General features: G+C 75.0%; 17 protein-coding genes. 10 read left to right on the top strand and 7 right to left on the bottom strand.

The features are described from left to right. The first annotated feature begins 183 nt into the window (after positions 1-183). Both D5H75_RS04060 and D5H75_RS04055 read left to right on the top strand, forming a co-directional pair. On the top strand, positions 184-1,893 hold the full coding sequence (locus D5H75_RS04060) for a tannase/feruloyl esterase family alpha/beta hydrolase (protein ID WP_119924922.1): 1,710 nt from the start codon (positions 184-186) through the stop codon (positions 1,891-1,893). Between the two features lie 406 nt (positions 1,894-2,299). Beyond that, positions 2,300-3,622 carry an MFS transporter gene (locus tag D5H75_RS04055; RefSeq protein ID WP_119924921.1) on the top strand — a complete coding sequence of 441 codons (1,323 nt, stop codon included), beginning with the start codon at positions 2,300-2,302 and terminating at the stop codon, positions 3,620-3,622. A gap of 240 nt (positions 3,623-3,862) precedes the next feature. Here the strand turns inward: D5H75_RS04055 and D5H75_RS04050 are convergent, their stop codons facing one another. From D5H75_RS04050 to recD2, 3 genes are all read right to left on the bottom strand, one after another. Continuing rightward, the gene (locus D5H75_RS04050; protein WP_119924920.1) at positions 3,863-5,110 is read right to left on the bottom strand and encodes a hypothetical protein; all 1,248 of its coding nucleotides are present in this window, start codon (positions 5,108-5,110) and stop codon (positions 3,863-3,865) included. Then, the gene (locus D5H75_RS04045) at positions 5,107-7,824 is read right to left on the bottom strand and encodes a hypothetical protein (RefSeq protein ID WP_119924919.1); all 2,718 of its coding nucleotides are present in this window, start codon (positions 7,822-7,824) and stop codon (positions 5,107-5,109) included. The genes D5H75_RS04050 and D5H75_RS04045 overlap by 4 nt, the downstream gene beginning before the upstream one ends. 519 nt (positions 7,825-8,343) lie before the next feature. Beyond that, a complete protein-coding gene (gene recD2 / locus D5H75_RS04040; protein ID WP_242453958.1) occupies positions 8,344-10,467 on the bottom strand; it encodes an SF1B family DNA helicase RecD2 in 2,124 nt (707 codons plus the stop codon). 103 nt (positions 10,468-10,570) lie between these two features. Here recD2 and D5H75_RS04035 point away from each other — a divergent pair, with 103 nt between their 5' ends. From D5H75_RS04035 to D5H75_RS04020, 4 genes are all read left to right on the top strand, one after another. After that, positions 10,571-11,476, top strand: a complete 906-nt coding sequence (locus D5H75_RS04035; protein WP_119924918.1) for a LysR family transcriptional regulator — start codon at positions 10,571-10,573, stop codon at positions 11,474-11,476. 88 nt (positions 11,477-11,564) lie between these two features. Then, entirely contained in the window at positions 11,565-11,750 is a 186-nt protein-coding gene (gene dmpI, locus D5H75_RS04030; RefSeq protein WP_119924917.1) for a 4-oxalocrotonate tautomerase DmpI, read from the top strand. Positions 11,751-11,757: 7 nt separating this feature from the next. Continuing rightward, positions 11,758-13,098, top strand: a complete 1,341-nt coding sequence (locus tag D5H75_RS04025) for an MFS transporter (protein ID WP_119924916.1) — start codon at positions 11,758-11,760, stop codon at positions 13,096-13,098. 338 nt (positions 13,099-13,436) lie between these two features. Next, positions 13,437-13,868, top strand: coding sequence for a hypothetical protein (locus tag D5H75_RS04020; protein ID WP_147425060.1), 432 nt, complete (start codon positions 13,437-13,439; stop codon positions 13,866-13,868). Positions 13,869-13,879: 11 nt separating this feature from the next. Here the strand turns inward: D5H75_RS04020 and D5H75_RS04015 are convergent, their stop codons facing one another. Beyond that, positions 13,880-14,272 carry an ACT domain-containing protein gene (locus tag D5H75_RS04015; protein WP_119924914.1) on the bottom strand — a complete coding sequence of 131 codons (393 nt, stop codon included), beginning with the start codon at positions 14,270-14,272 and terminating at the stop codon, positions 13,880-13,882. 85 nt (positions 14,273-14,357) lie between these two features. Here D5H75_RS04015 and D5H75_RS04010 point away from each other — a divergent pair, with 85 nt between their 5' ends. Together D5H75_RS04010 and D5H75_RS04005 are read left to right on the top strand one after the other, a co-directional pair. After that, positions 14,358-15,527, top strand: a complete 1,170-nt coding sequence (locus D5H75_RS04010) for a tetratricopeptide repeat protein (RefSeq protein ID WP_147425059.1) — start codon at positions 14,358-14,360, stop codon at positions 15,525-15,527. 79 nt (positions 15,528-15,606) lie between these two features. Further along, positions 15,607-19,041: an ATP-binding protein gene (locus D5H75_RS04005; RefSeq protein ID WP_242453957.1), complete on the top strand. Its 3,435-nt coding sequence runs from the start codon at positions 15,607-15,609 to the stop codon at positions 19,039-19,041. A gap of 202 nt (positions 19,042-19,243) precedes the next feature. Here the strand turns inward: D5H75_RS04005 and D5H75_RS04000 are convergent, their stop codons facing one another. Next, a complete protein-coding gene (locus D5H75_RS04000; RefSeq protein ID WP_202637788.1) occupies positions 19,244-19,909 on the bottom strand; it encodes a hemerythrin domain-containing protein in 666 nt (221 codons plus the stop codon). A 220-nt stretch (positions 19,910-20,129) separates the two neighbouring features. On the opposite strand from D5H75_RS04000, the gene D5H75_RS43945 reads away from it, so the two are divergent. Continuing rightward, positions 20,130-20,264 carry a hypothetical protein gene (locus D5H75_RS43945; protein ID WP_277949913.1) on the top strand — a complete coding sequence of 45 codons (135 nt, stop codon included), beginning with the start codon at positions 20,130-20,132 and terminating at the stop codon, positions 20,262-20,264. Then, positions 20,257-21,696 carry an erythromycin esterase family protein gene (locus D5H75_RS03990; protein ID WP_202637787.1) on the top strand — a complete coding sequence of 480 codons (1,440 nt, stop codon included), beginning with the start codon at positions 20,257-20,259 and terminating at the stop codon, positions 21,694-21,696. Before D5H75_RS43945 ends, D5H75_RS03990 begins: the two co-directional genes overlap by 8 nt. Before the next feature lie 119 nt (positions 21,697-21,815). Here D5H75_RS03990 and D5H75_RS03985 read toward each other — a convergent pair whose 3' ends face one another. Further along, the gene (locus tag D5H75_RS03985; RefSeq protein WP_119924908.1) at positions 21,816-23,003 is read right to left on the bottom strand and encodes a Cmx/CmrA family chloramphenicol efflux MFS transporter; all 1,188 of its coding nucleotides are present in this window, start codon (positions 23,001-23,003) and stop codon (positions 21,816-21,818) included. A gap of 75 nt (positions 23,004-23,078) precedes the next feature. Beyond that, positions 23,079-23,651: a TetR/AcrR family transcriptional regulator gene (locus D5H75_RS03980; protein WP_119924907.1), complete on the bottom strand. Its 573-nt coding sequence runs from the start codon at positions 23,649-23,651 to the stop codon at positions 23,079-23,081. Between the last annotated feature and the right edge of the window lie 7 nt (positions 23,652-23,658).

The raw sequence follows: 23,658 nt of genomic DNA, 5'->3' as shown, positions 1-23,658 counted from the left end.
CGTGGTCCCCCGCGCCGCCGTACTCCCGGATCGTCGCAGCTCACGGTGGGGGAGCGCGGGGCCTGGGGTTGGCCGCCCACATCGCGCCGCGCGGACACTGGGGGCGGCGCACATGGTCCGGGCTCTTCCGCCGCGCCTAGCCTTGCGGTCCCCGCCAAAAGGTGCGGAGGCGATGGAGGACCGATGAGAAGAATCTTCGCCGTTGCCCCGGCGCTCCTGCTCGCGCTCGCGGCCGCGTCGCTGACGGCCGCCCCCGCCGGGGCGCGGGCCGAGCCTGCCGGGGCGCGGGCCGACGGGGCGCGGGCCGGGCTTGCCGGGGCGCCGACCGGGCCGAGACCCTGCGCCGAGCTGACCGGAACCGCCATCCCCGCGTCCGCGATCGGCCTGCCCACGACCGGCGGCGAGGTCACCGCGGCCCAGCCGGTCCCCGCGGCCGGCCCGATCGGGGAGTACTGCCGCGTGGACGCCGCGATCCACCCCGTCGATCCGGCCGCCCCCGACATCCGGGTACGGCTGGCGCTGCCGTCCGCCTGGAACCGCAAGGCGATGATGTTCGGGGGCGGCGGCTACAACGGGACCATCCCCGACGTCGCCGGGAACGTCCCCTTCGGCCCGGCCGACGCGCCCGTACCGCTGGCCCGGGGATACGCCACGTTCGCGAGCGACTCCGGCCACCAGGCGCCGCCCGACTTCCTCCCGGCCCCCTCGCTCGACGGGTCGTTCGGGGTCAACGACGAGGCGGTGCGCAACTTCGCCGGCGACGCGCTGAAGAAGACGCGCGACGCCGCCATGTTCCTCATCGCCGCCCGGTACGGCGGGGCCCGCCCGGCGTACGCCTACTTCGCGGGAGGCTCGACCGGCGGCCGGGAGGCGCTGGCGGTGGCGCAGCGCTGGCCCGCGGACTTCGACGGCGTGATCTCGGTCTACCCGGCCTGGAACGCCGCGAGCCTGGACCTGTTCTTCGGCCACGAGGCCCGGGTGCTGTCCCGCCCTGGCGCGTTCCCCGGCCCCGCCGAGCAGGCGCTGCTGCACGCGAGCGTGATCAAGGCCTGTGACGGGCTCGACGGGCTGCGCGACGGCGTGATCTCCGACGAGGCCGGATGCCGCTACGACCCGCGCGCTCTGCGCTGCCCGCGCGGCGCCGACGCCGGCGACCACTGCCTGTCGGACGAGCAGATCCGCGCCGTTGTCGCGATCTCCTCGCCGCTGCGCTGGCCGTACCGGATCGCCAGTGGTGAGCGCGGCTATCCGGGGTTCCCGTTCCTGTCGGGCGCGGACATGACCACGCGCCTGGTCGGCATGGGCACCACCGCCCCGGCCCGCCCGATGCCGAAGACCAGCGGGTACGGCGTGCAGTTCTGGGACCAGTGGGTGCGCTTCTTCGTCACCCGCGACCCGCGCCACGACCCGCTGGCGATCGACCCGCTGCGCCCGGGGCCCTGGCGTGAGCGCATCAGCGAGCTGTCCGCGCTCCAGGACGTCAACGACCCCGACCTGCGGCCCTTCGCAGCGGCGGGCGGCAAGCTGCTCATCCTGCACGGCACCGCCGACGAGCTGGTCAGCCACCGGTCGACCGTCGAGTACTTCCGGCGGGTCCAGCGGACCGTGGGGGAGCGGGCCACGCGCCGCTTCGCCCGCCTCTACCTGGTGCCCGGCGCCAACCACGTCAACATCGACACCCCCTTCGCCGCCGGCTGGGACTCCGTCACCGCCCTGGAGACCTGGGCCGAGCGGGGCCAGGCCCCCGCGCGGCCCGTGGTGACCGACAAGAACCCGCAGGCCGGCGGCCGTACCCGGCCCCTGTGCGAGCACCCGGCCTGGCCGGCGTACGACGGGTCGGGAGACCCCGCCTCGGCGGCGAGCTTCACCTGCCGCACGAGCCGGTGGCGGTAGCGCAGCCCGGGGGTGTCGGGGCCGCACACCCATCCCGCGCGGATCCGGTGGCCGGCTCACATTGGCCGCCCCCGGAGATCGGCCTACCTTCCCAGACATGAGAGCCGCGAACGCGGCCACTCCCCGGCCGGACCCCGCGGCCCGGGGAACGCACGACCGGACAGTCCTCCCGCATCGCGCATCGCGATGACGCCCCGGCCGCGCCCGGACGGAACCCGGGCGCGGCCGTACGGCGGCCGCCCGGACCCCCAGCCGGGCGCGCCGCGAGCGCGGCCCTCGCGCGGCCCACCCCCGCCCGTGAGGACCGCGCCCCACGGAAGCGGCGGGCCAGGCCCGCCCCGCTCCTCCCAGCTCGCCTCTCGCTCAGTCCCCGGCGGCCCGGCCGCCGCGACCCCCAGGAGCCCTGATGAGCACTGCCGCCGTTCCCCCGCAGTCACGCACCCGGATCGGCCGGGTGCTCCTGGCCGGCCTGGTCGGCACGGCCGTGGAGTGGTACGACTTCTTCCTGTACGGCTCGGCCGCCGCCCTGGTCTTCAACAAGCTCTTCTTCCCCGAGAGCGACCCGCTGGTCGGCACGATGCTGGCCTTCCTGACGTACGCCCTGGGCTTCGTGGCCCGCCCGCTCGGCGGCCTGGTCTTCGGGCACTTCGGCGACCGGGTGGGCCGCAAGAAGCTGCTCATGGTCAGCCTCGTCCTGATGGGCGTCGCCACCGCCGCCATCGGCCTGCTGCCCACCTACTCCAGCATCGGCATCTGGGCCGCGGTCCTGCTGACCCTGCTGCGCCTGGTCCAGGGCTTCGCGATCGGCGGCGAATGGGGCGGCGCCGTGCTGCTCGTCAGCGAGCACGGCTCCCCCGCGCGGCGCGGCTTCTACGCGAGCTGGCCGCAGGCGGGCGTCCCCGTCGGCAACCTGCTGGCCACCGCCGTGCTGGCCGTACTGGCGGCCACCATGCCCGACGCCGTCTTCGAGAGCTGGGGCTGGCGGATCCCGTTCCTGCTGTCGGCGCTGCTCATCCTGTTCGGCTACTGGGTCCGCTCCCGCGTCGAGGACGCCCCGGTGTTCCTCGAGGCGCGCGCCCGCGCCGAGGCGGAGCAGGCGGTGCGGCGCGCGCCCGCGCTGGAGGCGCTGCGCCGGCACCCCAAGCAGATCGGCGTGTGCATCTCCGCCCGCATGGCCGAGAACATCTCCTACTACGTGATCACCGCGTTCGTGCTCACCTACGTCACCACGCACCTGGAGCTGAGCCGGTCGCTGGTGCTCAACGCGCTGCTGGTGGCCAACGTCGCCCACCTGATCGCGATCCCGGCGTTCGGGGCGCTGTCGGACCGCGTCGGGCGCCGCCCGGTCTACCTGTTCGGCACCATCGGCATGGGCCTGTGGGCCTTCGCGTTCTTCGCCCTGCTCGACACCAGGAACCCCGCGCTGATCACCCTGGCCGTGGTCGGCGGCCTGATCGCCCACGCCGCCATGTACGGCCCGCAGGCCGCGTTCTTCGCCGAGCAGTTCGACACCACCGTCCGCTACAGCGGCACCTCCATCGGCTACCAGGTCACCTCCATCATCGCCGGCTCGGTCGCCCCGCTGATCGCCACCGCCCTCCTGGCCTCCTACGGCACCCCCACCCCCATCGCCTGGTACGTCGCCATCGCCGCCGTGATCTCCACCGCCGGCGTCCTGGCCGCCAAGGAGACCCGCAGCCGGGACCTGGCCCAGATCCCCACCCCCTGACCCCACCCCGCGGTCTCCTCCCGCACCGCCCGCCCAGCGGTGCGGGAGCCGTACGGCGGAGCCAGGGAGCCGTCCCGTGGCCGCCGCCGATCCCGGCCATCGTGCGCGGACGCGCACCGGGGATACCGCACCCGGCCTCCCGGCTCACCGAGCGCGGCCACCACCGGAGAGGTGGAGGGGCGCGAGGAGTCGTTCTGCGCGTGCGAGTCGTCCCGCCTCACCGGCTCGCGGGCGGAGGACTCAGAGGAAGGGGCTGCGGGCGGCCGCGTGGGTGAGGGCGAGGCCGGGGATCCAGTGGTGGACGTTGTCGAAGCCGACCTTCGCGGCGCAGGCGCATTTGGGGACCGTGCGCTTGAGGGTCCCCTGGCACGCGCGGGTCCAGACGTTGTCGGCGGGGGTGTAGGGCAGGTAGGACAGGGACAGGTCGCCGGCCTTGTTGTCGCCGTCGAACGGGACCCCGGCGTTGACCGCACGGCGTCCCAGCAGCTTCTCGTAGGCCAGGTCGTAGACGGCGTGGGTATAGGCGCGGAGCACGCCCGCGGGGACCGCCGCCTTCCAGGCCGCGCACGAGTCGAAGATCTCCGCGCCCGCCCACTGCTGCTCCGGAGGGGCGAACACGTAGATCTCCCGGATCTTCTCCAGCATCGCGCGGTCGGCCGCGGCCGCGTGCTTGGCGAGGTTGTTCTTGAGGAAGCTCGAGAGCACGAGGTTGCCGTTGCTGAAGCCGGCCAGCGCCACGTGGGCGGGGTCGGCGCCACCCGCATTCGGCGCGACGATCTGCTGGATCGCCCCCAGCAGCCTGGCCAGCCGCTCTCCGGACAGCGGCGCGTATCGGGCGGGGTCGCGCGCCAGCGTGTCGATCGGCATCTGCGGGATGACCAGCACGAACTTCTTGCCTGCCCGGGTGAGCTGGTACGGCAGGCCCCAGGCGGCCCAGTTGGCGCAGATCGGCACGTTGATCAGCCCGAACCACCGCCAGAACTGGTAGAAGAGCCAGTCCCAGCCCCAGGGCGGCTCGAAGAAGCGGTAGGCGTTGGAGGTGGGGTCCTGCATGGGGGTGTTCTGGAACAGCACCAGGAAGGACGAGGGCTTGTCGTCGGGGAGCCCCTTGGGCGTGGCGACGGCCACCGCCATCGGCCACAGGTCGGGCGAGCCGAAACCGCTGGCGAAGACGTTCACCGTGTATCCGGCCGGGGCGGGCTTGGCGACCGAGACGTTGAGCAGCCGAGCCTGGGCGGGGCCGGTGAGGAGCGGGGCCGCCGTGAAGATCCAGTCGGCGAAGTCGGGCGGATCCCAGCTCTTCAGACCGGGGAAGTACGACGGCACGTCGGTGGGCACGGACCGCTTGGCCCCCTTGACGCACGCCTTCGTGTCCTTCAGGCACAGCGCGCTCGGCTCGGCCGGCACCGCGACCCCGTCGGGCAGCGTCATGAGCCGGGTGAAGGCGTCCGCCGTACGGTCCCGCAGCGTGACCGGGACGCGGCTCACAACTGCTGTCCGGTCTTCGGGTCGTACTGCACGGCCACGGCGACGATCTGGTCGGTCGGCAGCACCTCGACCCACTGGTCGAAGACCTGGTACGGCTCGGCCGGGCGGAAGCCGCCGGCGAGCGGATCGAATCCGGTCTCGAAGACCTTCTCGGCGGCCAGCATGGCGGCGGGGTCGGTGTTGTCCGCCTGGACCTTGGCCGCGAGTTTGCGCAGCACCTCGCCGACGGTCAGGCCCTGGTACTCCGGCGGGTCGCCGGGCTGGACCGGGTAGGGCTTGTCGAAGACGGCCTCGCCCTCGATCGTCCTGAGCAGCTCCAGGGCCCGGGCCTCCTGGCCCGGGCGCACCGGCAGCACCGCCTTGACCCAGGCGGCGTTGAGGAACTCGTTGCGCCGCTCGTCGCCGTCGGTCTGGATCAGCCAGCCGAGGGAGCTGCCGAGCGGCGCGGGCAGGCTGTCGTCGGTGATGAGGTAGTTGACCCGCCACTCCTCGCTGGAGTGCCCGAGCGGGTCGATGGCGTTGTTCTGGTCGGTGTGGGAGTACCAGCTCACGACGGTGTCGCCCCGCGTGAGCGCGGCGCCGCCGGACCCGGCCAGGGGAGGCACGGGGTAGCGGCCGACGCTGGACTGGCTCGGCTCGGGCGGCACCGGGTGCGGCGGGGGCGGGGTGGGCGTGCGGGGCCGCCAGTAGTCGGGGGCGACGAAGTAGAGCATCTCGTCCACGTCGAACATCTGCTGCAGGACCTCGGCGCCCAGGTGCGGGTCGGGGCCGAGGTCGACGCGGAAGAGCAGGCTGCGGAACACGGTCTGGCGCTCCTCGCTGCGCAGGTCCTCCGCGGGGCGGGACTGCATCCGGGAGACCTTGCGCAGCCGGTCCCGCACCGCCTGGCCGTACGCCTCGCGCTGGAGCTGGGCGATCTGCTTGTCATAGGCGGCCTTGGCCTCCGCGTTGGCCTTGTCGATGTCCGCCTTGGTGGTCGCGGTGGGGGTGTAGATGATCGACACATCGAAGGGCAGGGATTTGCGGCTCTGGAAGTTGGCGTGCGTGAGCCGGAGCCCCAGGGAGTTCTTGGCCGGGTCGGGGTTGAGCTGCATTCCCAGTTTGGTGGGATCGGTGGTGAACTGCACCTGCGCTCCGCGGAAGTCGACGAAGCCGAGCCGGTTCACCTCGAACCCGGGCGGCGGAGGCGGCAGCGGGAAGTCGAACCGGAACTGGATGATGTTGTTGGTGCCGGCGGTGGGCTTGTGGATGCCGTGGTCGCCGTTCTCCGGCGACAGCGTGTAGGTGTTCTCGGCCTCGTCGTCGGCCCCCTGATGCAGGATGAACGGCAGCGACAGGGAGTGCGTCACCTTCTGCTCGGCGGGGTGGGTCTTGATCTCCGGCCGTTGCACCCCGGTCAGGTCGGGCCCGGTGACGAGGTCGACCATGTCGCCCAGACCCAGGTGACGGCCGGGTTTGTCGATGTAGATCTGCCAGGCCAGACGCGAGCCGATGTGCTGGAGCTGCACGCCGACCTTGCGCATCTTGCGGCGCAGCTCGTAGTTGACGAGCTGCCCGGTGGTGTTCTGCACCACATAGCGGCGACTGGAGGTGTCGGTGGTCTCGGTGACCGTCTTGAACGTCGTCTTGTAGTTGCGCTTGATCTCGCTGGTGACCTTGGAGCTCTGGGTGCGGGCGTGCTTGTGCGTCTCCTCCGCCGAGCGCTTGACCGTGCTCTGCACCGTGAAGCTCGCGCTGGCGTCCGCGTGGAAGATCGGGGCGTTGACGCCGCCGGTCGCGCTGACGCCGAGCTTGGTGTCGTTGGCGTTCTCCTCCTTGACGGCGTCCGCCACGTCGTCCTGCTCGGTCAGGCTCTCCTCGACCTTGCGCGAGGTCTCCTCGGCCTGCTCGGCGGTGCGCTCGACCAGCGTGCGGCGGGTGCTCGTCTCCACCACCTCGACCGTGCCGCCGGGACTGAGCCACAGGTGACCGGCGGGGGCGCCGAGGAACGTGTCGAACTCGAAGAAGTACTGCCGGAACAGGTTCACCAGTCCCACCGGTGACAGCACGCTCTGCGCGGAGCCCCCGAAGCGCCGCGCGATCTCGGCGAGCACCTCATCGTCGAGCGCGCGGGCGGCGGGACCGAAGAACCGGTCGTGGCCGAGTCCCGCGCCGGTCTCGCCGTTTCCCAGGGCCCAGACGGTGTTCTGCGCGCCGAGCCAGTTCACCAGCGGCTGGTAGACCCCGAAAACCTCGCTGGCGTACGGCAGCATGCCCGTGAAGTCCGTCAGGGGGCGCCCCTGGAACACCGGCCGGCCCGCGATCGGGGCGATCAGGCGCTGCGTGGGGGCCTGCGGGCCGTTCGGCGTGACGGAGAAGGGCAGGGCGACGACCAGAGCGTTGGACTGGAGCCGGACGAGCAGTACCTCGCCGGTGGACTGTGCGGCGGGGGCGACGAACGAGATGGTCTGCGTGCCCGCGGGCCCGGTCACCCGGCCCGCGTACTGACGGCCGGCAGCGGTGTCGCGCACCAGGAACGCGCCGGCGAGTGCGGGAACGCCGGGAAAGTGCGCGGGATCGCGGATGTCGACGTCGAGCGGCAGAGCGAGCGCGATCTGCTGTCCGGCCGGGATCTCGCCAGGCGAAGACGGGGTCACGGTGTACGACCAGATCCGGAACCCGGTGTCCGCCCCCGGAATCGGGGCCGTGCCGGAGAAACTGACGAAGATGCCCATGGAGCCCCTTCCGAGAGGCGCTTTCAACGGCTTCCGCCAGCGTACCCATCACTTCCGAAATACTTCACTCCCGCCACGATTCAAGTCGCCCTCGCTTTATGTCCTTCTCGGGAATGGGACTCCCTGTATTCGCCATATCTGCATCTATATGGGTAAATAGTGGGATATTTACCGGACTGACTTTTTCCGCATAAAGGTCCTCCGAGAGTGGGAGAGGCGGCCCCGAGCTCGCGGCACCGCGCACTCCCGTGAGCCCGGCGCTCGGCGGGCCGGGAAGCCGGCGTGACGCGGGTCGGCCGTTCTGCGCCACGAGGCCCGCCGGATGCCCGTAGCCGCAGAGCGCGCGGAGTGCCGGCCCTCTGGTTCCGCGACCCCGCCCGGCTCCTGTCCCTCTCGACCCCGCTTCGGGCGCGCCGGCCCCGGGGCGGAAGAGGATGATCTGCCGCGTGGTAGGCGAGCCCGCTTCTTTGGTCGTCGGCCTGGCCGGCGGCGTGCCTTCTGGGGCTGGCCGTGGGCGGGTCAGGAGCGGAGCAGGAGGGCCAGGCGGGCGGCGAGGGCGGTGTGGCGGGGCGGCGTGGCGCGGTGCACGGCCTGGCGGAGGGCGGCGCGGGAGCCGACGAGCACGACCCAGGAGCGGGCCCGGGTGACCAGGGTGTAGAGGAGGCGGCGGCGGAGCATGACGCCGCCGGACTCCGGGACGAGGGGCGCGACCACGAACGGGTATTCGCTGCCCTGGGAGCGGTGCACGCTGATCGCGTAGGCGTGGACGAGGTCGTCCAGTTCGTCGAAGCCGTACGACACCGTCAGCCCGTCGTCGGTGCGCACCTCCACCTGCCGCGCCTGGAGGCTCACCTCGGTGACGGTGCCGGTCTCGCCGTTGAAGACGCCCTTGTCGTAGTCGTTGCGGATCGGCATGACCCGGTCGCCGGGACGGAAGACCGCCGTGCCCGCCCAGTGCTCGGGCACGTCGTCGCGGGCCGGGTTCAGCCGGTCCTGGACGCGGCGGCCGAGCTCGGCGGTCCCGGTCACGCCGCGCCGGGTGGGGGCCAGCACCTGCACCTGGTCCGGGGAGACGTTCTGCTTGCGGGGGATGCCCTCGGTCGCCAGCTCGACCACGCGTTCGGCCACCAGCTCCGGATCGTCCACCTCCTCGAACCAGAACCCGGCGCGGCCGGGGAGCGCCGGCATCCGGCCGGCCCTGATCTCGTGGGCGGCCCGGACGATCCCGCTGTCGCCCGCCTGGCGGAAGACGTGCGTCAGCCGGACGCGCGCGATCTCCTCCACCCGCAGAAGGTCGGCCAGCACGCTGCCCGGGCCGATGCTGGAGAGCTGGTCCTCGTCGCCGACCAGCAGCAGGTGGCTGCCGCTCGGCACGGCCGCCGCCAGCCGCGCGGCGAGGTTCAGGTCCAGCATCGACGCCTCGTCCACCACCACGAGGTCGGCCTGCGCGGGGGCGCGCTGGAACAGCAGGCTCTCGTCCGGCCGGAAGGCGAGGAGGCGGTGCACGGTCATCGCGGGCAGCCCCGTCAGCTCCGACAGCCGCTTGGCCGCCTTGCCGGTGGGCGCGGCGAGCGTCACCGTGCCGCCCATCGACCTGACGGTCCGCGCGATCGCCCGCACCGTGTGGCTCTTGCCGCAGCCGGGTCCCCCGGTGAGGATCGACACCGTGCTGGTCAGCGCCGTGTTCACCGCGACCTGCTGGTCCTCGTGCAGATCCGGGTCCTCGGGGAACCCGCGCACCGGCAGCGTCGAACGGGCCCCCAGCAGCCGGCCCAGGTGGATGGTCAGCGCCAGCTCCCGGTCGTGCAGTTCCTTGGCGTACACCACCCTGCGCCCCGGCTGGTCGAGCGACGCCTCCACCACCACCCGCCCCTCCGCGGAGAGGGGGTCCACCATCCGCCCGGCGAACTCCCGGTCCTGCCCCGTCAGCTCGGCGGCGGCGGACAGCAGCGCGGGCAGCGGCAGGAAGCAGTGCCCGGCCCCGGCGGCCCGCTCCAGCGCCTCCAGGATCGCCGCCTTCATCCGCTCCGGGCTGCTCTCCGGCACCCCCGAGGCAAGCGCGATGCGGTCGGCCGTCGCGAACCCGATCCCCCTCACCTCGGAGATCAGCCGGTACGGCTCGCGCGCCAGCACCTCCGCGGACTCCGCCCCGAACGCGCGATAGACCTTCGCGGCGAGCCGCGGGCTGACGCCGTACCCGCTGAGCACCACCATCAGCGCGGCGACGGCCTGCTGCTCCTCCCAGGCCTCGCGGATCTGCGCCTGCCGCGCGGGCCCGATCCCGACGACCTCCCGCAACCGCTCCGGCGTCGTGTCGATCACCTTCAGCGTCGCCTCCCCGAAGTGATCGACGATCGCGTGCGCGAGCCGCGGCCCGATGCCCCGGATCAGCCCCGACCCCAGATAGGCCCGGATCGCGTGCACGGTCGCCGGGGTGACCCGCTGGCAGGTGACCACCGTCAGCCGCCTGCCGTGCCGCGGATGCTCCCCCCACTCCCCGGTGAGCCGCAGCGTCTCCCCGGGCTGCGCCCCGGCCAGCGCCCGCCCCGCCGCGACGAACGCGCCCACCCCCTCGGCGCTCATCCGCGCGACGGTGTACTCGTCCTCCCCGACGTACACGACCCGCTCGACCGAACCCTCCACGTCAAGAGATCCAACCACGCCCCCCTGACAGCACATGCCCCGGCGCCGCCGCCCGGGGTCGGCGCGCGAGAGGCGGACCGGGGTCGCGTAGCCTGCGGGCATCATGGAGTTTCGGCAGGTGAGGTACTTCGTCGTGGTGGCGGAGGAGCTGCATTTCGGCAAGGCGGCCGAGCGGCTGATGATCGTGCAGTCGGCGGTCAGCCAGCAGGTCGCGCGGCTTGAGCGGGAGCTGGGCGTCGAGCTGTTCGACCGGTCGCCGCGGCGGGTCCGGCTGACGGCGGCGGGGCGGGCGTTCCTGCCGGCGGCGCGGGAGGTGCTGGCCGCCGAGCGGCGGGCCCGCGCGTCCGTCCGGGCCTTCGCGGCGGGGCACGGCGCCGTGCTGCGGGTGGGCACGAGCCGGGGCATGGGGGAGCGGCTGGAGCGGGTGCTGGAGGCGCTGGAGCGGGAGGTGCCCGGCACGCGGGTCGAGCTGGCGTCGGCGCCTCCCGAGGTACGGCTGCGCCGCGTCGCCGCGGGAGAGTGGGACGCGGCGTTCGTCCGCGGCGAGCTGGACGCGCCCGAGGGCGTGCGGCAGATCCCGGTGTGGGAGGACGAGCTGCTGGTGGCCCTGCCCGCCCGGCACCCCCTGGCCCGCGGGGAGGCCGTCGACCTCGCCCGGCTGGCCGACCTCCCCCTCCACCTGACCGAGCGGCGCAACAACCCGCCGCTGGTGGACCTGGTGCTGGCGGCGTGCCGTGCCGCCGGATTCGCGCCGGTGCCGGGCCCGGCGCACGGCTCCTTGCAGGACACCCTCGCCGCGGTCGGCACCGGGGCGCCCGGCTGGACCGTGGTGTACGCGGCGGCGGCGCATCAGCTGCGCAGCGGCCGCGTGGTGTTCCTCCCGGTGCGCGCGCCGTCCGGCGGGCTGAGGCTGCCCACCGTGCTCGCGGTCCGCGACCCCGGGTCAGGCCCCGTGCGGGCGCTGCTGGACGCCTGCCGGGAGGCCGCGCGCGGCGATCTCGATTCGTGATCGCAGCGTGCGCGGAGTGCTTCTGGTTCGCCGGGGCCGGCGGGAGTGAACTGGACACATCAGTCCACTCCACACCAAGGAGCACAGAATGCCCATCGTCACCATTCAGCAGGGGCCCCGCGACGTCGAGCTCAAGCGGGAGCTGATCTCTCGCATCACGGACGCGTTCGTCGACGTCTACCGGCTCCCGGCCGACACGGTCCAGGTCTGGATCCACGAGGTCGCCCCCGAGAGCTGGGGCGCCGCCGGCACCCTCACCGCGGACCGGAAGTGACCTCGCCGTGAGCGTCACCCTGCGCGCGGCCCCGCCGTACACCCGGGAAAGGGGTGCGGCGGGGCGGTTCGCCGGCATCGCGGCCGGCAACTTCATGATCTCGCTGGACGCCACGATCCTGAACGTGGCGCTTCCCGACATGCGGGCCGACCTGCACGCCCCCGCCGCCGCCCTCCCGTGGGCGGTCGACGCCTACACCGTCGTCCTCGCCGGGCTGATGCTCGCGTCGGGATCGGTCGCCGACCGCTGGGGGCCGCGCCGGGTCTACCAGGCCGCGCTGGCGGGATTCGCCGTCTTCTCGCTGCTGTGCGCGCTCGCGCCGAACGCGGGCGTGCTGATCGCGGGCCGGGCGCTGCTCGGCGTGCCCGCCGCCGGGCTGGTCCCCGCGTCGATGGCGCTGCTGGCCGCGCTGTACCCCGAGCCCGACCGGCGGTCGCGCCGCATCGGCGGGCTCGTCTCCATCACCGGCCTGGGCATCGTCGCCGGCCCGATCCTGGGCGGCGCGCTCGTGGCCGCGGGCGGCTGGCGGCTGGTCTTCCTGGTGAACCTGCCGGTCGCGCTGCTCACGCTGCTCAGCTCGCGCGGGCTGAGCGGGCACCGCGCGGGCACCGCCGTACCCATCGACCGGGCCGGCCTCCTGCTCTCGATCACCGGTCTCGTCGCGCTCACGCTCGGCCTGGTCGACGGGGGAACGGCGGGCTGGGCGCGGCCGCTGCCGTACGCCGCGATCGCGGTCGCGGCCGTCGCCGTCGCCGTGCTCCCGCGCGTGGAGCGCCGCGCCGGCGCGCCCGTCCTGCCGCCCGCGCTGCTGGCCCTGACCCGTGTCCGGGTGAACCTGGGCGTGGCGGTGACGTCCCAGTTGATCTACTACGGGTTGCTGTTCACGCTGACGCAGTGGCTGGTGACCACCCGGGGCCTGACGCCGCTCCAGGCCGGGCTGGCCTTCCTGCCCATGACCGTGCCGGTCGCCGTCCTGCCCATGATCACGGGTCGTCTCGTCGTACGCCTGGGGGCCCGCCGGCTCATCCTCGCCGGGATCACGCTCGACCTGCTGGGGGGCCTGGTGCTGGCCACCGGCGGCGGCTCGATGTGGTCGCTGTTCGCCGCGCAGCTCCTGATCGGCGCGGGCAGTCCCCTGGCCATCCCCGCGTGCGTCGCCGACATGTCCGCCGCCGTGCCGCTGAATCTCGCGGCCACCGGCCAGGGCGCCCTGAACGCCGCCCGCCAGGCCGGCACCGCCCTCGGCGTGGCGATCTTCGGCGCCCTCGCCACCCTCCCGTCCACCGGCGTCGTCCTGGCCGGCGCCGCCGCCCTGACCCTCGCCGCCCTCGCCCTGGCCCCCGCCTAGCCGGCGCCGGAAGAGGCGGAGGACCTGGCGGAGGCGGCAAGTCCCAGCGGCCGGACGGAGGAACCCGGCCCGGCCCCGGAGGAGCGGACCAGGAGCATGCCGGCCTCCCATGCCGGGAATCATGGGCGGGGCATGACTCCGTGTGTGCTCGGCGGCTTGTCGCCGAGCATGCCGCTCATGCTGATGTCCGCGTGACGTCTCGCCGGGACCTCACGCGGCTTGTCGCCTGGCTCGTCCAGCGGGCGGGCGGTGATCGTGGAGGGGGGACGGTGGGGAACTCGGTGACGGCGGGGTTCGAGGGGGTTCTCCGGGCTCTCGCGTCGGTTGTGGGGGAGGACGTGGGGGATCTGGCGGATGAGCATGAGCGGTGGCGGATCCATCGGAGGGCGATCGAGGTTCCGCGGGCGCGTGAGCTGCTGAAAGAGGCGGTGTCCGGGGAGCCGGACGCGGCGGTCGCGTCCTCGGTGGTTTTGCCGATCTTGGAGCTCGTGCCCGAGGAGCAGCACGCCGACTGGATGGAGCGGCTCGAGAGCAGGGGCCGATCCTACGCTCGGCGGCGGTCGGCGGAGATCGGGGTGCTCCGGCGGGCGCGGCGGGGCGACCTGGCCGCCGACGAGATCGCGGCGGGGCTGGACGGGTGGTCGGACTGGCTGCAGCTACGGCTCACGGAGGGGCTGCCGGGGGCGGACGCTCTGGCGCTGGTCGCGGAGCGCGGGCGGACCAGGCGCGTTCGGGGCATCGCCCGGAATCGCCGGGCGGGAGGCGGTTGAGGGGGGTGTGGTTAGAAGGGCGTGGTGGGGGTGGAGGTGGGGTCTATCTCGTGGCCGGCTCTCTGGAGGGCGGCGACGGCCTGGGGCTGGGTGGATCGGGGGACCAGGACCAGGTCGGCTTGGACGGTCGAGGCGACGAAGACGGGGATGGCGGCTTCGGCGAGGGGGTTGACGATGGCCGCGAGCATGCCGGGGACGTCCAGGTCGTGGGCGGTGGCGGCGCCGTAGAAGCCGGTCCACAGGTCTCCGGCGGACCCGGGCGCGGCCGTACGGACGACGGTCGTGCCCTCGGGGGTGCGGACCTGGGCGATCCAGTCGTCGCCGGGGGACTCGCCGTGCGGCAGTTCCTCGATGAGGAAGAGGGGGGCGACGACACGGAGGCGCTGGGCCGGCGGTGGGTTCATGGGGGCATGTCTACCAAAATCCCGGGACATCGGTGGAGGTCCGATTCCGCCCATGCTCGTCGGCCCCAGGCGATATACACGGGTGATGGGTGAGCGGGAAGCGGGCGTGGTCCTGCCCGGGATGCTGGCGCGGTCGGTGGATCCGGCGCGGTACAGGGGCGTCGTCCGGCCGGACAAGCCGGTGCGGTGGGCGAGGGACGAGCTTGAGCGCGTGGAGCGGATGCGGGGGCTGCCGCCGGAGGAATGGCCCTCGCCGACGGCCCTTCCGGAGGCGCTGGACCGGCTCGCCGGGCTGCTGACCGAGCTGGGGTGGGACGACCTCGCCTGCCTGGCCCGGCGGGAGGAGCTCGACGTCTACCGGAGGCTGCCCGCCGGGCGGCCGGGAGAGTTCGGCGACCGGATCGTCCGGGCCCTGATCGCGTTGCGCGACGGCCTCGTCGAGTGCCGGCGGCACGGGCAGGCGCTCGAGGTCGTCGAGGAGCTGCTGCGGCTCGCCGAGACCGTCGAGTCCGCGCGCGCCGAGGCCCCGGCCGCGCGCTACTGGCGGACGCTCCTCCTGGCCAGGACCGGCCGCGACCGGGAGGCGCTGGAGTCCGCGGCCGAGGAGGTGGCCGAGATCCGGGAACGGCTCCAGCGGGCGGGGGCCGCGCCGCCGAGCGTCGAGCTCATCCACGCGCTGTCGTCGTACGCGGACCGCCTGGACAAGGTGGGCCGGGTCGCCGAGGCGGCCGAGGTGGGCGCCGAGGTCATGGAGGGGTGGGCGCGGCGGGGCGACGCGCCCTTGGAGTTCCTCCGGGCGCTGGACGAGCGCAGTGAACGGCTGGTACGCGGCGGGCGGCCCGAGGCGGCGCGGGCGTGCGTCGTCGAGGCGATGGGGAAGGTGCGGCGCCGGGACACCCACCAGGCGATGATCTGGCGCGACCTCGCCGCGCGCCTGCTCGGGCTGGGCGCGCCGGAGGCCGCGGTGAGCGCCGGCGAGGAGGCCGTACGGCTCTGCCGCGACAGGGTGCGCGCCCGCCGGGGGCGGCACCGGGAACTGCAGGAGGACGAGGACTGGGACGACGATCCCCGCCTGTCCGAGGCGTACCTGCGGGATCGGCGCGACAAGGAGCTGAGGTCCTCGCTCAAGGAGGTGCGCGAGGCCGAGCGGGATCTGCGGGACGCCCTGTTCGTCCTGGGCGACTGCCTGCGGCGGCTCGGCCGCGGAGATGAGGCCGCCGCCGCGGTCGCCGAGGCCGCCGAGCTTCCCGCATAGGGCCTTCAACCGGGCCCGCCCGTCGTCGATGATGGCCATCCGGGCGGGGATCGAGGGGGCGGGCGGGTTCCGTCGTAAGGTGAGAGGAGGTGGAGGGGTCGTGCTCTGCTTCCAGGTGCTCGGGCCGCTGGTGGCGGCCATCGACGGCGAGCCGGTGGATCTCGGGAGACCGCGGCAACGGTCCGTGGCCGGCCGGTTGCTGGCCGCGCGGGGGCAGGTGGTCCCGGCCGATCGGCTGATCGACGACCTCTACGCCGACGAGGCGCCGCCCCGCGCGCTGGCGGCCGTGCAGGCTTACGTGTCCAATCTGCGGCGGGCGCTCGAACCGGGCCGTCCGCCCAGGTCGCCCGCGACCGTGCTGGTCACGGTCCCGCCCGGGTACGCCCTGCGGCTCGCCCCCGGGGCCGTCGACGCCTGGCGCTTCGAGGAGGCCGTACGGCGGGGCGCCCTGCTGCGCGACGCGGCGGGGGTGCACACGGCGCTGGAGGAGGCGCTGCGGCTGTGGCGCGGCACGCCGTACCAGGAGTTCGCCGGGCTGCAGTGGGCCGACGCCGAGATCCTCAGGCTGGAGGAGCTGCGGCTGACGGCGGTCGAGCGCCGCGCGGACGCCGCCTCGCGCCTGGGGCTGGGCGCCGAGGCGGTGGCCGACCTGGAGCGGGTGGTCGGCGAGCATCCGCTGCGCGAGGAGGCGTGGGGGCTGCTGGCCACGGCGCTCTACCGCTGCGGGCGGCAGGGCGAGGCCCTGGGGGCGCTCCGCAGGGCGCGGGCGCACCTGGCCGACGAGCTCGGCATCGACCCCGGGTCGGCGCTCCGCCGGCTGGAGCAGGACATCCTCACCCAGGCCCCCCACCTGACCGCAGCCGAACCGGCCCCCCACCTGACCGCCGCCGGACCGGCCGCCCGCCTGACCACGGCCGGTCCGGCCGGGCCCGCTTCCCGCCCGCCCGCCGAGCCGGTCCCCGCGCCGGAGGCCGCCGGTGCCCGCACGACGGAGGCCGCCGGTGGCCGTGTGGCGCAGGCCGCCCCCGGCCGTACGGCGGAGCCCGCCGGGAGCGGGGGCACGGAGCTGGTGGGCCGGGACGCCGAGCTGGAGCGGCTGACCGCGGCGGCGGGCCGGGCCGCTGCGGGAGCCGCCGCGGTGGCGCTGGTGACCGGGGAACCGGGGGCGGGGAAGACGGCGCTGGTCGAGGAGGTGCGCGCGCGCCTCGCGGCCGAGGGGTGGGCCGTGGGCTGGGGGCGGTGCCCGGAGCACGAGGGCGCGCCCGCGGGCTGGCCGTGGGCCGAGCTGCTCCGCCCGCTCGCCGCCGCCCACCCGCCGTCGGACCCCGCGCCGCTCGCGCCGCTGCTCACCGACGACCCGCCCGGGGGCGGGGACGTGGCGGCGGCGCGGTTCCGGCTGCACCGGGCGGTCGCGGCCTACGTCGCCGAGGTGGCGGCGGCGCGGCCGCTGCTGATCGTGCTCGACGACCTGCACCGGGCCGACGCCGAGACCCTGGCGGTGGCCGGGCACCTGCTGCCCGAGCTGCCCGGGCGCCGGGTGCTGCTGGTCGGCTCCTACCGGCACACCGAGCCGAACGAGCGGCTGGAGGAGCTGCTGGCCGCCGTCGCGCGGCTGGAGCCGGTGCGGGTCGAGCTGCGCGGGCTGGCCCCGCCGCACGTCGGCGAGCTGGTGCGGGCCGTCTGCGGCAGGCATCCCGGCGACGGCGCCGTGGCCGCGATCGCCGAGCGGACCGGCGGCAACCCGTTCTTCGTGCGGGAGCTGGCCAGGCTGCGCGACGCCGAGGGCGGCGCGGCCGTGCCCGCGGGGGTGCGCGACGTGCTGCGCCGCCGGGTGGCGCGGCTGCCCGGCCAGGCGCAGACGATCCTGCGGCAGGCCGCGGTCCTCGGCCGGGACGTGGACGTGGACGTCCTGGTGGACGTGGCGGGCGCGGACGAGGAGACGGTCCTGGAGTCGGCCGAGTCGGGCCTGGTCACCGGGCTGCTCACCGAGCCGGGCGCGGGACGGCTGAGGTTCGCGCACGCGCTGGTCCGCGACACCCTCTACCACGACCTGTCCCGGCTGCGCCGGGCCCGCCTGCACGCCAGGGCCGCCGCCGCGATCGAGCGGCACCACCCCGGGGACGTCGCCGCGCTGGCGCACCACTTCGCCGCGTCCGGCGCCGAGCCGGCCAAGGCGGCGCGGTACGCCAGGCTGGCCGCCGAGCAGGCCGAGCGGAGATTCGCCCACGAGGAGGCGGTCGAGCTGTGGCGGCGGGCGCTCGACCTGTTCGAGGGGGATCCGCGCGAACGGCTGGAGCTGATGCTCCGCATGGTGGCCGCCCTGGCCAACGGCGGCCAGCTCGTCCGGGCGCGGTCGTACCGGCAGGAGGCCGTGCGCGCCGCCGCGCCGCTCGGCGACCCGGAGCTGTTCGCCCGCGCGGTGGTGTCGTTCGAGGTGCCGCATTTCTGGGTGACCAGGGAGTACGGCGAGCTGGACGCCGACCTCGTCGGCGCCGTGGAGGAGGCGCTGGACGCGTTGCCGCCCGGGGACGGGACGGCCCGCTGCCGGTTGCTCAGCGTGCTGGCGTTCGAGCTGGAGGGCGAGGAGACCGAGCGGGGCTACCTCGCCTCCCAGGAGGCGGTCGCCATGGCGCGCCGGCTGGGGGACCCGGCGCTACTCGCGCTCGCGCTGAACGCCCGCTACCACCAGTCGTACCGGTACGGCGGGCTGGCCGAGCGCGGGGAGATCGGCCGCGAGCTCCTGGAGCTGGCGGAGGGGCCGGACTCGCAGGTGAGCGTGCGGAACCTGGGGCATCTGCTGCTGATGCAGACGGCCATCGGGCAGGGGGATCTCGCGGCGGCCGACGTCCACGCGGAGGCGGCCAGGGAGCTGTCGGTCCGGTACGACATGCGCCTGGCGCTGACGGCGATCGGCTTCTACGACGGGATGCGCGCCGGGCTCGGCGGCGACTTCGCGGCGGCCGAGGAGCGCCTGCGAGAGGCGGCCGCGCTGGCCGGCCGGCTCGGCATGTGGCAGCACGAGGTGGGGTTGCACGCGCTGGCGGTGTTCGGGCTGCGGCTGACGGCGGGGACGCTCGGGGAGTACGCGCCCGTGATGGAGGCGCTGTACCACGGCACGCCGTGGCGGGAGCAGCTCGCCGACCTCTACGCGCTGGCCCTGGTCCACGCGGGGCGGGAGGACCGGGCGCGCGAGGTCGCGGCCGAGGGGCCGGCGCCGATCAGGCGGGACTACTTCCGGCACTTCCTCTTGGCGGTCCGGGGCCTGCTGGGCGTCGTGCTGGACGACCGGCGGAGGGCCGGGGAGGCGTACGACGCGCTGCTGCCGTTCGCGGACGAGGTGGTGGGCGGCACCGGCTACCTGGCGGTGTGGCCGACCGCTCAGGTCCTCGGTGATCTGGCCGCCTACCTCGGCCGCCCCTCCGCGGCGCACTACAGCAAGGCCCTGGAGGTCGCCGGCCGGGCCGGGGTCGGCCGCTGGGCCGAGGCGGCCCGCGCCGGCCTCGCCCGCGCCTAGCCGTACGGCCTGGACCCGGGCCTGACCGCACGGCCTGGACCCGGGCCTGACCGCACGGTCTGGACCCGGGCCTGACCGCGCGGCCTGGCCCGCGCCCGGCCGTACTGCCGGGCCCCCGCGCCGGCGGTACGGCCGGGCCCCCGCGCCGGCGGTACGGCCGGGCCCCCGCGCCGGCGGTACCGCCGGGGCCCGGCGGCCGCGTCTAGGTGCCGAAGACGAGGCGTTCGCGGGCGCGCCAGCGGCGCCTGGTCGCGGCGAGCAGCAGGCGGGCGGGCGGCCCGGCGTCGCGGAGCAGGCGGTCGAGCTCGGCGGGCTCGGCGTGGCGGGCCAGCCACGGCACGGTGAAGACCATCTGGCGCAGCGGCGCGCGCTTCTCGATCGTCTTGGCCACCCAGGCGAGGGCGGCGCGCGGGACGTGGCGGCGGATCACCGGGAACACCTCGCGCTCCTCGTCGCCGATGTGGTCGGCGAGCAGGTCGCGCAGCTCGCCGAGGGCGCGGCCGAGGGTCCTGTCGTCGCGGTGCAGGACCGAGCGGCAGCGGGCGAGCACGGGGGCGAGCGCGTGGTGGTCGTCGGTGAGCGGGCCGAGGTCGATCACCTGGCCGGCGGACCGCTCGATCACGGGCCACAGCACGTCGTCCTCGTTGACGTGGTGGTGGTCGATCTCGGTGAGGAGCGAGGCGGTGTAGTCGCGGACGGCGGCGGCCCGCTCGGGGGAGGCCGGGGGCTCGCCGGGCGAGGAGAGCATGGCGGCGAGCCGGTCCAGGTCGGTGAGCATCGCGCGGTGGATGACCACCAGCGCGGTCAGGTCGGCTTCGGGTTCGCCGGGCCGCCGGGGGGCGACGGGCGGGATTCGGATCTGTCTCATGCCGTCGAGAGTGCGCGCCGCCGCTTGCCGCCCGTCAGTCGTGTGCGGCAAGCCGGCGCCAGGGAGGCGGAAAGCCGCCCCGCCGAGGGTGGAGCCGTCAGCAACCGGGAGCACGCCCGCGAACGTGCGCCGGGCGCCGCCTCGCGGGGTCCCGGCGGGCGGCGGCCGCGAGGCCGGAGCGTGCGCGCCGGACCACATCGTCTGGAAGGCCGAGATGAGCATGAGTGACAACCGATTCTCCCGGGCCCGCGTGGTGACGCTGGCCGGGCTGGGCCTGGCCACGGCGCTCGTCGCCGGTGTGTGGGCGACCGCCGTACGGCGTCCGCTGCGGGCGGGGGGTGCGAGCCATGGCTGAGCGAGGACGACGCGGGACGCGCCTGGCCGCGGGCCTGGCGAGCGGAGCGCTGGCGCTGGCGGCGGCGGCCTGCGGGGTCACCGCCCCGGCCGGGTCCGCCACCACCGCCGCCGCCACGGGCACCACCGCGGCCGCCACGGGCGTGGCCGCCGCACGGACCGCCGCCGACGGTGACGTCGTGAGGTGGATCGACGCCAACGCCGTGCGGCCGGCGCGGATCGACGCCGAGGGGCCGGTGGACGACCTCGGCGCGCTGCGGCGGATCGTCGGCGGCGCGAAGGTGGTCGGGCTGGGCGAGCCGTCGCACGGCGCCCACGAGCAGGTGACGGTGCGGCACCGCGTCATCAGGTACCTCGTCGAGCGGATGGGGTTCCGCACGGTCGCCTGGGAGGAGAGCTGGGGGAGCGGCGTGGCCGTGGACCGGTACGTCGTGTCGGGCGAGGGGGACGCGCGGGAGGTCGTCTCGCGGATGGGGTTCCAGTGGCGCGGCGAGGCGATGCTCGGGCTGGTGCGCTGGATGCGCGAGTTCAACCGCGGCCGCCCCGCGCACGACCGGGTCCGCTTCGTCGGCGCCGACGTCATGGAGCTGCGCGCGATCCCGTTCGACGAGGTGACGCGGTACGTCAGGGACGTCGCGCCCGGGCGGCTGGCGGAGCTGCGGCGCCATCTGGACCCGATCGCCTACCGGGGCACGCCCGAGGACCACTTCCGCTGGTACTTCGGGCAGTCCGAGGAGGCGCGGAAGGGGTTCGCCGAGGACGCGCGGGCGGTCGTCGCGCTGGTGACGTCGCTGCCGGAGGGCCCCTCACGGATCGGCAGGGAGGACGCCGTGCGGCACGCCCGCTCGATCCTGGGGTTCTACGAGTCCTACGTCGAGCGGCTGGAGGACGTCGCCGCCCCGGTCCGCGACCGGCACATCGCCCGCATCCTGACCGAGTGGCAGGGCCGTACCGGCCACCGGGTCGCCTACGGCGCGGCCAACGTGCACACGACGGCGAGCCCGCGGGTGACCTGGCGCTTCCCGCCCGACCCCGTCCCGAAGGAGGACAAGACGATGGCCGGCGGCCACCTGCGCGCGCACTACGGCCGGTCGTACGTCTCGATCGGCACGGTCTCCCACGCGGGGCGGATCCTCGGCGGCTGGGAGAACGGCCCGCCGTCGGTCTTCACCGTGCCCCCGCCCGGGCCCGCCCTGGTGGACCACACCCTCGGGCAGGCGCGCCACCGGGACTACCTGCTGGACCTTCGGGCGAAGGCCCCCGAGCCGGTACGCCGGTGGCTGCGCGGACCGGCCACGATGCGGATCATCGGCACGGCGTACGACGTGGCCAGGGACGCCGACTACACGATGCGCGTGCCGTCGTGGAGCGCGGGCTTCGACGCCGTCCTGCACCTGGCCGCGACCACCCCGACCCGCCTGCTGCCCCGGTAGCCCCCCTCGCCGGGCCCCCGGACCGGACCGCGCGGCGGCCCGGCCCGGGGGAGGGCGCGTCCGGGGTGATCCCGTCCCGCCCGGTCTCAGCCCGGCGGGACGCTCACCTCATCCGGCCCTCATTCGGCGGGAGCGGGGACCGTCGCGGCGGCGCCGGGCGCCCGCCGGTCCGCGAGCACGCCGAGCGTCACGGCGACCAGGGACGCCGCCCCGAGCGCCGCCCCGACCCAGGCGACGGAGGCGTAGCCGAGCCCGGCGCCGATGGCCAGGCCGCCGAGCCAGGGCGCGGCCGTGTTGCCCACGTTGTAGGCCGCGACGATCGCGCCGCCCGCCAGCGTGTGCGCCGGTCCGGCGAGGGCGTAGGCGCGGACGTTGAGGACCGGGGTGATCAGGAATCCGGCCACGCCGAGCAGGAACACCAGCACGATCGTGGGCACGGGGCCGGCGGCGGCGACGGCCAGGGCGGCGGAGACGACGGTCAGGCCGCCGACGCCGGCGTACAGGGCGGCGCGGGGGCGGGTGTCGGCGGCGCGGCCGCCGGCCGTGATGCCCAGCAGCGCGCCGACGCCGAACAGCCCCAGCACGGCGGGCACCCACTCCTGGCCGACGCGGGTGGTCTCGGTGAGCAGCGCGCCGAGGTAGCCGAAGGTCACGACGACGGCGGCGGAGGCCAGGGCGATGGTGGCGAAGACGATCCACAGCCGGCCGCCGGCCATCGCGCGCAGTTCACGCGCCACGCTGGGCGCGCCGTTCCCGGCGGGCCGGCCCCCGGGCACGGTGGCCAGGACGCCGACGGCGGCGAGCGCGGCCAGGGCGGCCACGGCCCAGAACGCCGCGCGCCAGCCGGCGTGCTGGCCGATGAAGGTCCCGGCGGGGACGCCGGCGATGTTGGCCACGGTGAGCCCGCCGATCACGACCGCGGTGGCCCGGCCGCGCCTGTTCTCGGCCACCATGCCCATGGCTGCGACCGTGGCCAGCGCGGTGAACCCGGCGGCGGCCAGGGCGGCCACGATCCGGGTGCCGAAGAGCACGGCGTAGCCGGGGGTGAGGGCGCCCGCGACGTGCGCGGCCACGAACACCGCGAGCAGGGCCGTCAGGGCCGGGCGGCGCGGCCGGCGGAGGGTGAGCAGGGCCAGGGCGGGGGCGCCGACCAGCATCCCGATCGCGAAGGCGGAGATCAGCAGGCCCGCGTCGGGGATCGAGACGCCGAGGTCGGCGGCGATCGCGGGCAGCAGCCCGGAGAGCATGAACTCCGAGGTGCCCAGGGCGAAGACGGCCAGGCCGAGGAGATAGACGGCCACGGGCATGGGGGATCCTCCAATATTGGAATGAGCACTTCAAAAAAAGGGCATGGCGGAGCCGCGGCCGTCCGCCGCCGCCGGTTACAGGGCGGCGAGGACGGTCGCGGAGATGGCCCGCAACGCCGTACGGTCGGCGCCGCTGCGGGATACGACGCGTATCCCGGCGACGCCGGCGTTGACGAAGTGGGCGAGCGCCAGCGGGTCGCGGTCGCCGGAGAGCTCGCCGTCGAGCCGGGCCGACTCGAACGCGCCCCGCATCGCCGTGATGCGCCGGTCGTAGTCGCGGGCGAGCAGGCCGGCGACCTCCGCGTCGCGCGGGGCGAGCTCGATGGCGGTGTTGACCGCCAGGCAGCCGAGGCGGTCGCCCGTCTCGTCGGCGATGATCTGGTCGAGCAGGCCGCCGACCTTCTCCCGGATGGGGGCCGCGGACTCCATCAGCGCGATCTGGCGGCCGGCCAGGTCGTCGAGGTACCGCCGCAGGGCCAGCAGGAAGAGGTCGCGCTTGCTCCTGAAGGTGTTGTAGACGCTGCTGGGGTTGAGGCCGGTCGCCTCGCACAGGTCCTGCGTCGTCGTCGCCTCGTAGCCGAGGGCCCAGAACGCGCGCATCGCCGCCTCGATCGCCTGGGCCTCGTCGAACTTCCTGGGTCTGGCCATGCGGGGA

This window comes from Bailinhaonella thermotolerans, assembly GCF_003594875.1.
Classification (GTDB): Bacteria; Actinomycetota; Actinomycetes; order Streptosporangiales; family Streptosporangiaceae; genus Bailinhaonella; species Bailinhaonella thermotolerans.
This window is presented reverse-complemented; position numbering and strand designations above follow the sequence as displayed.

Excerpts from the sequence above, each read along its gene's own strand:
- D5H75_RS04060 (WP_119924922.1), top strand. The coding sequence starts at position 184 with ATGAGAAGAATCTTCGCCGTTGCCCCGGCGCTCCTGCTCGCGCTCGCG.
- D5H75_RS04055 (WP_119924921.1), top strand. The coding sequence starts at position 2,300 with ATGAGCACTGCCGCCGTTCCCCCGCAGTCACGCACCCGGATCGGCCGG.
- D5H75_RS04045 (WP_119924919.1), bottom strand. The coding sequence starts at position 7,824 with ATGGGCATCTTCGTCAGTTTCTCCGGCACGGCCCCGATTCCGGGGGCG.
- D5H75_RS04035 (WP_119924918.1), top strand. The coding sequence starts at position 10,571 with ATGGAGTTTCGGCAGGTGAGGTACTTCGTCGTGGTGGCGGAGGAGCTG.
- dmpI (WP_119924917.1), top strand. The coding sequence starts at position 11,565 with ATGCCCATCGTCACCATTCAGCAGGGGCCCCGCGACGTCGAGCTCAAG.
- D5H75_RS04015 (WP_119924914.1), bottom strand. The coding sequence starts at position 14,272 with ATGAACCCACCGCCGGCCCAGCGCCTCCGTGTCGTCGCCCCCCTCTTC.
- D5H75_RS04010 (WP_147425059.1), top strand. The coding sequence starts at position 14,358 with ATGGGTGAGCGGGAAGCGGGCGTGGTCCTGCCCGGGATGCTGGCGCGG.
- D5H75_RS04000 (WP_202637788.1), bottom strand. The coding sequence starts at position 19,909 with ATGAGACAGATCCGAATCCCGCCCGTCGCCCCCCGGCGGCCCGGCGAA.
- D5H75_RS43945 (WP_277949913.1), top strand. The coding sequence starts at position 20,130 with ATGAGTGACAACCGATTCTCCCGGGCCCGCGTGGTGACGCTGGCCGGG.
- D5H75_RS03990 (WP_202637787.1), top strand. The coding sequence starts at position 20,257 with ATGGCTGAGCGAGGACGACGCGGGACGCGCCTGGCCGCGGGCCTGGCG.
- D5H75_RS03985 (WP_119924908.1), bottom strand. The coding sequence starts at position 23,003 with ATGCCCGTGGCCGTCTATCTCCTCGGCCTGGCCGTCTTCGCCCTGGGC.
- D5H75_RS03980 (WP_119924907.1), bottom strand. The coding sequence starts at position 23,651 with ATGGCCAGACCCAGGAAGTTCGACGAGGCCCAGGCGATCGAGGCGGCG.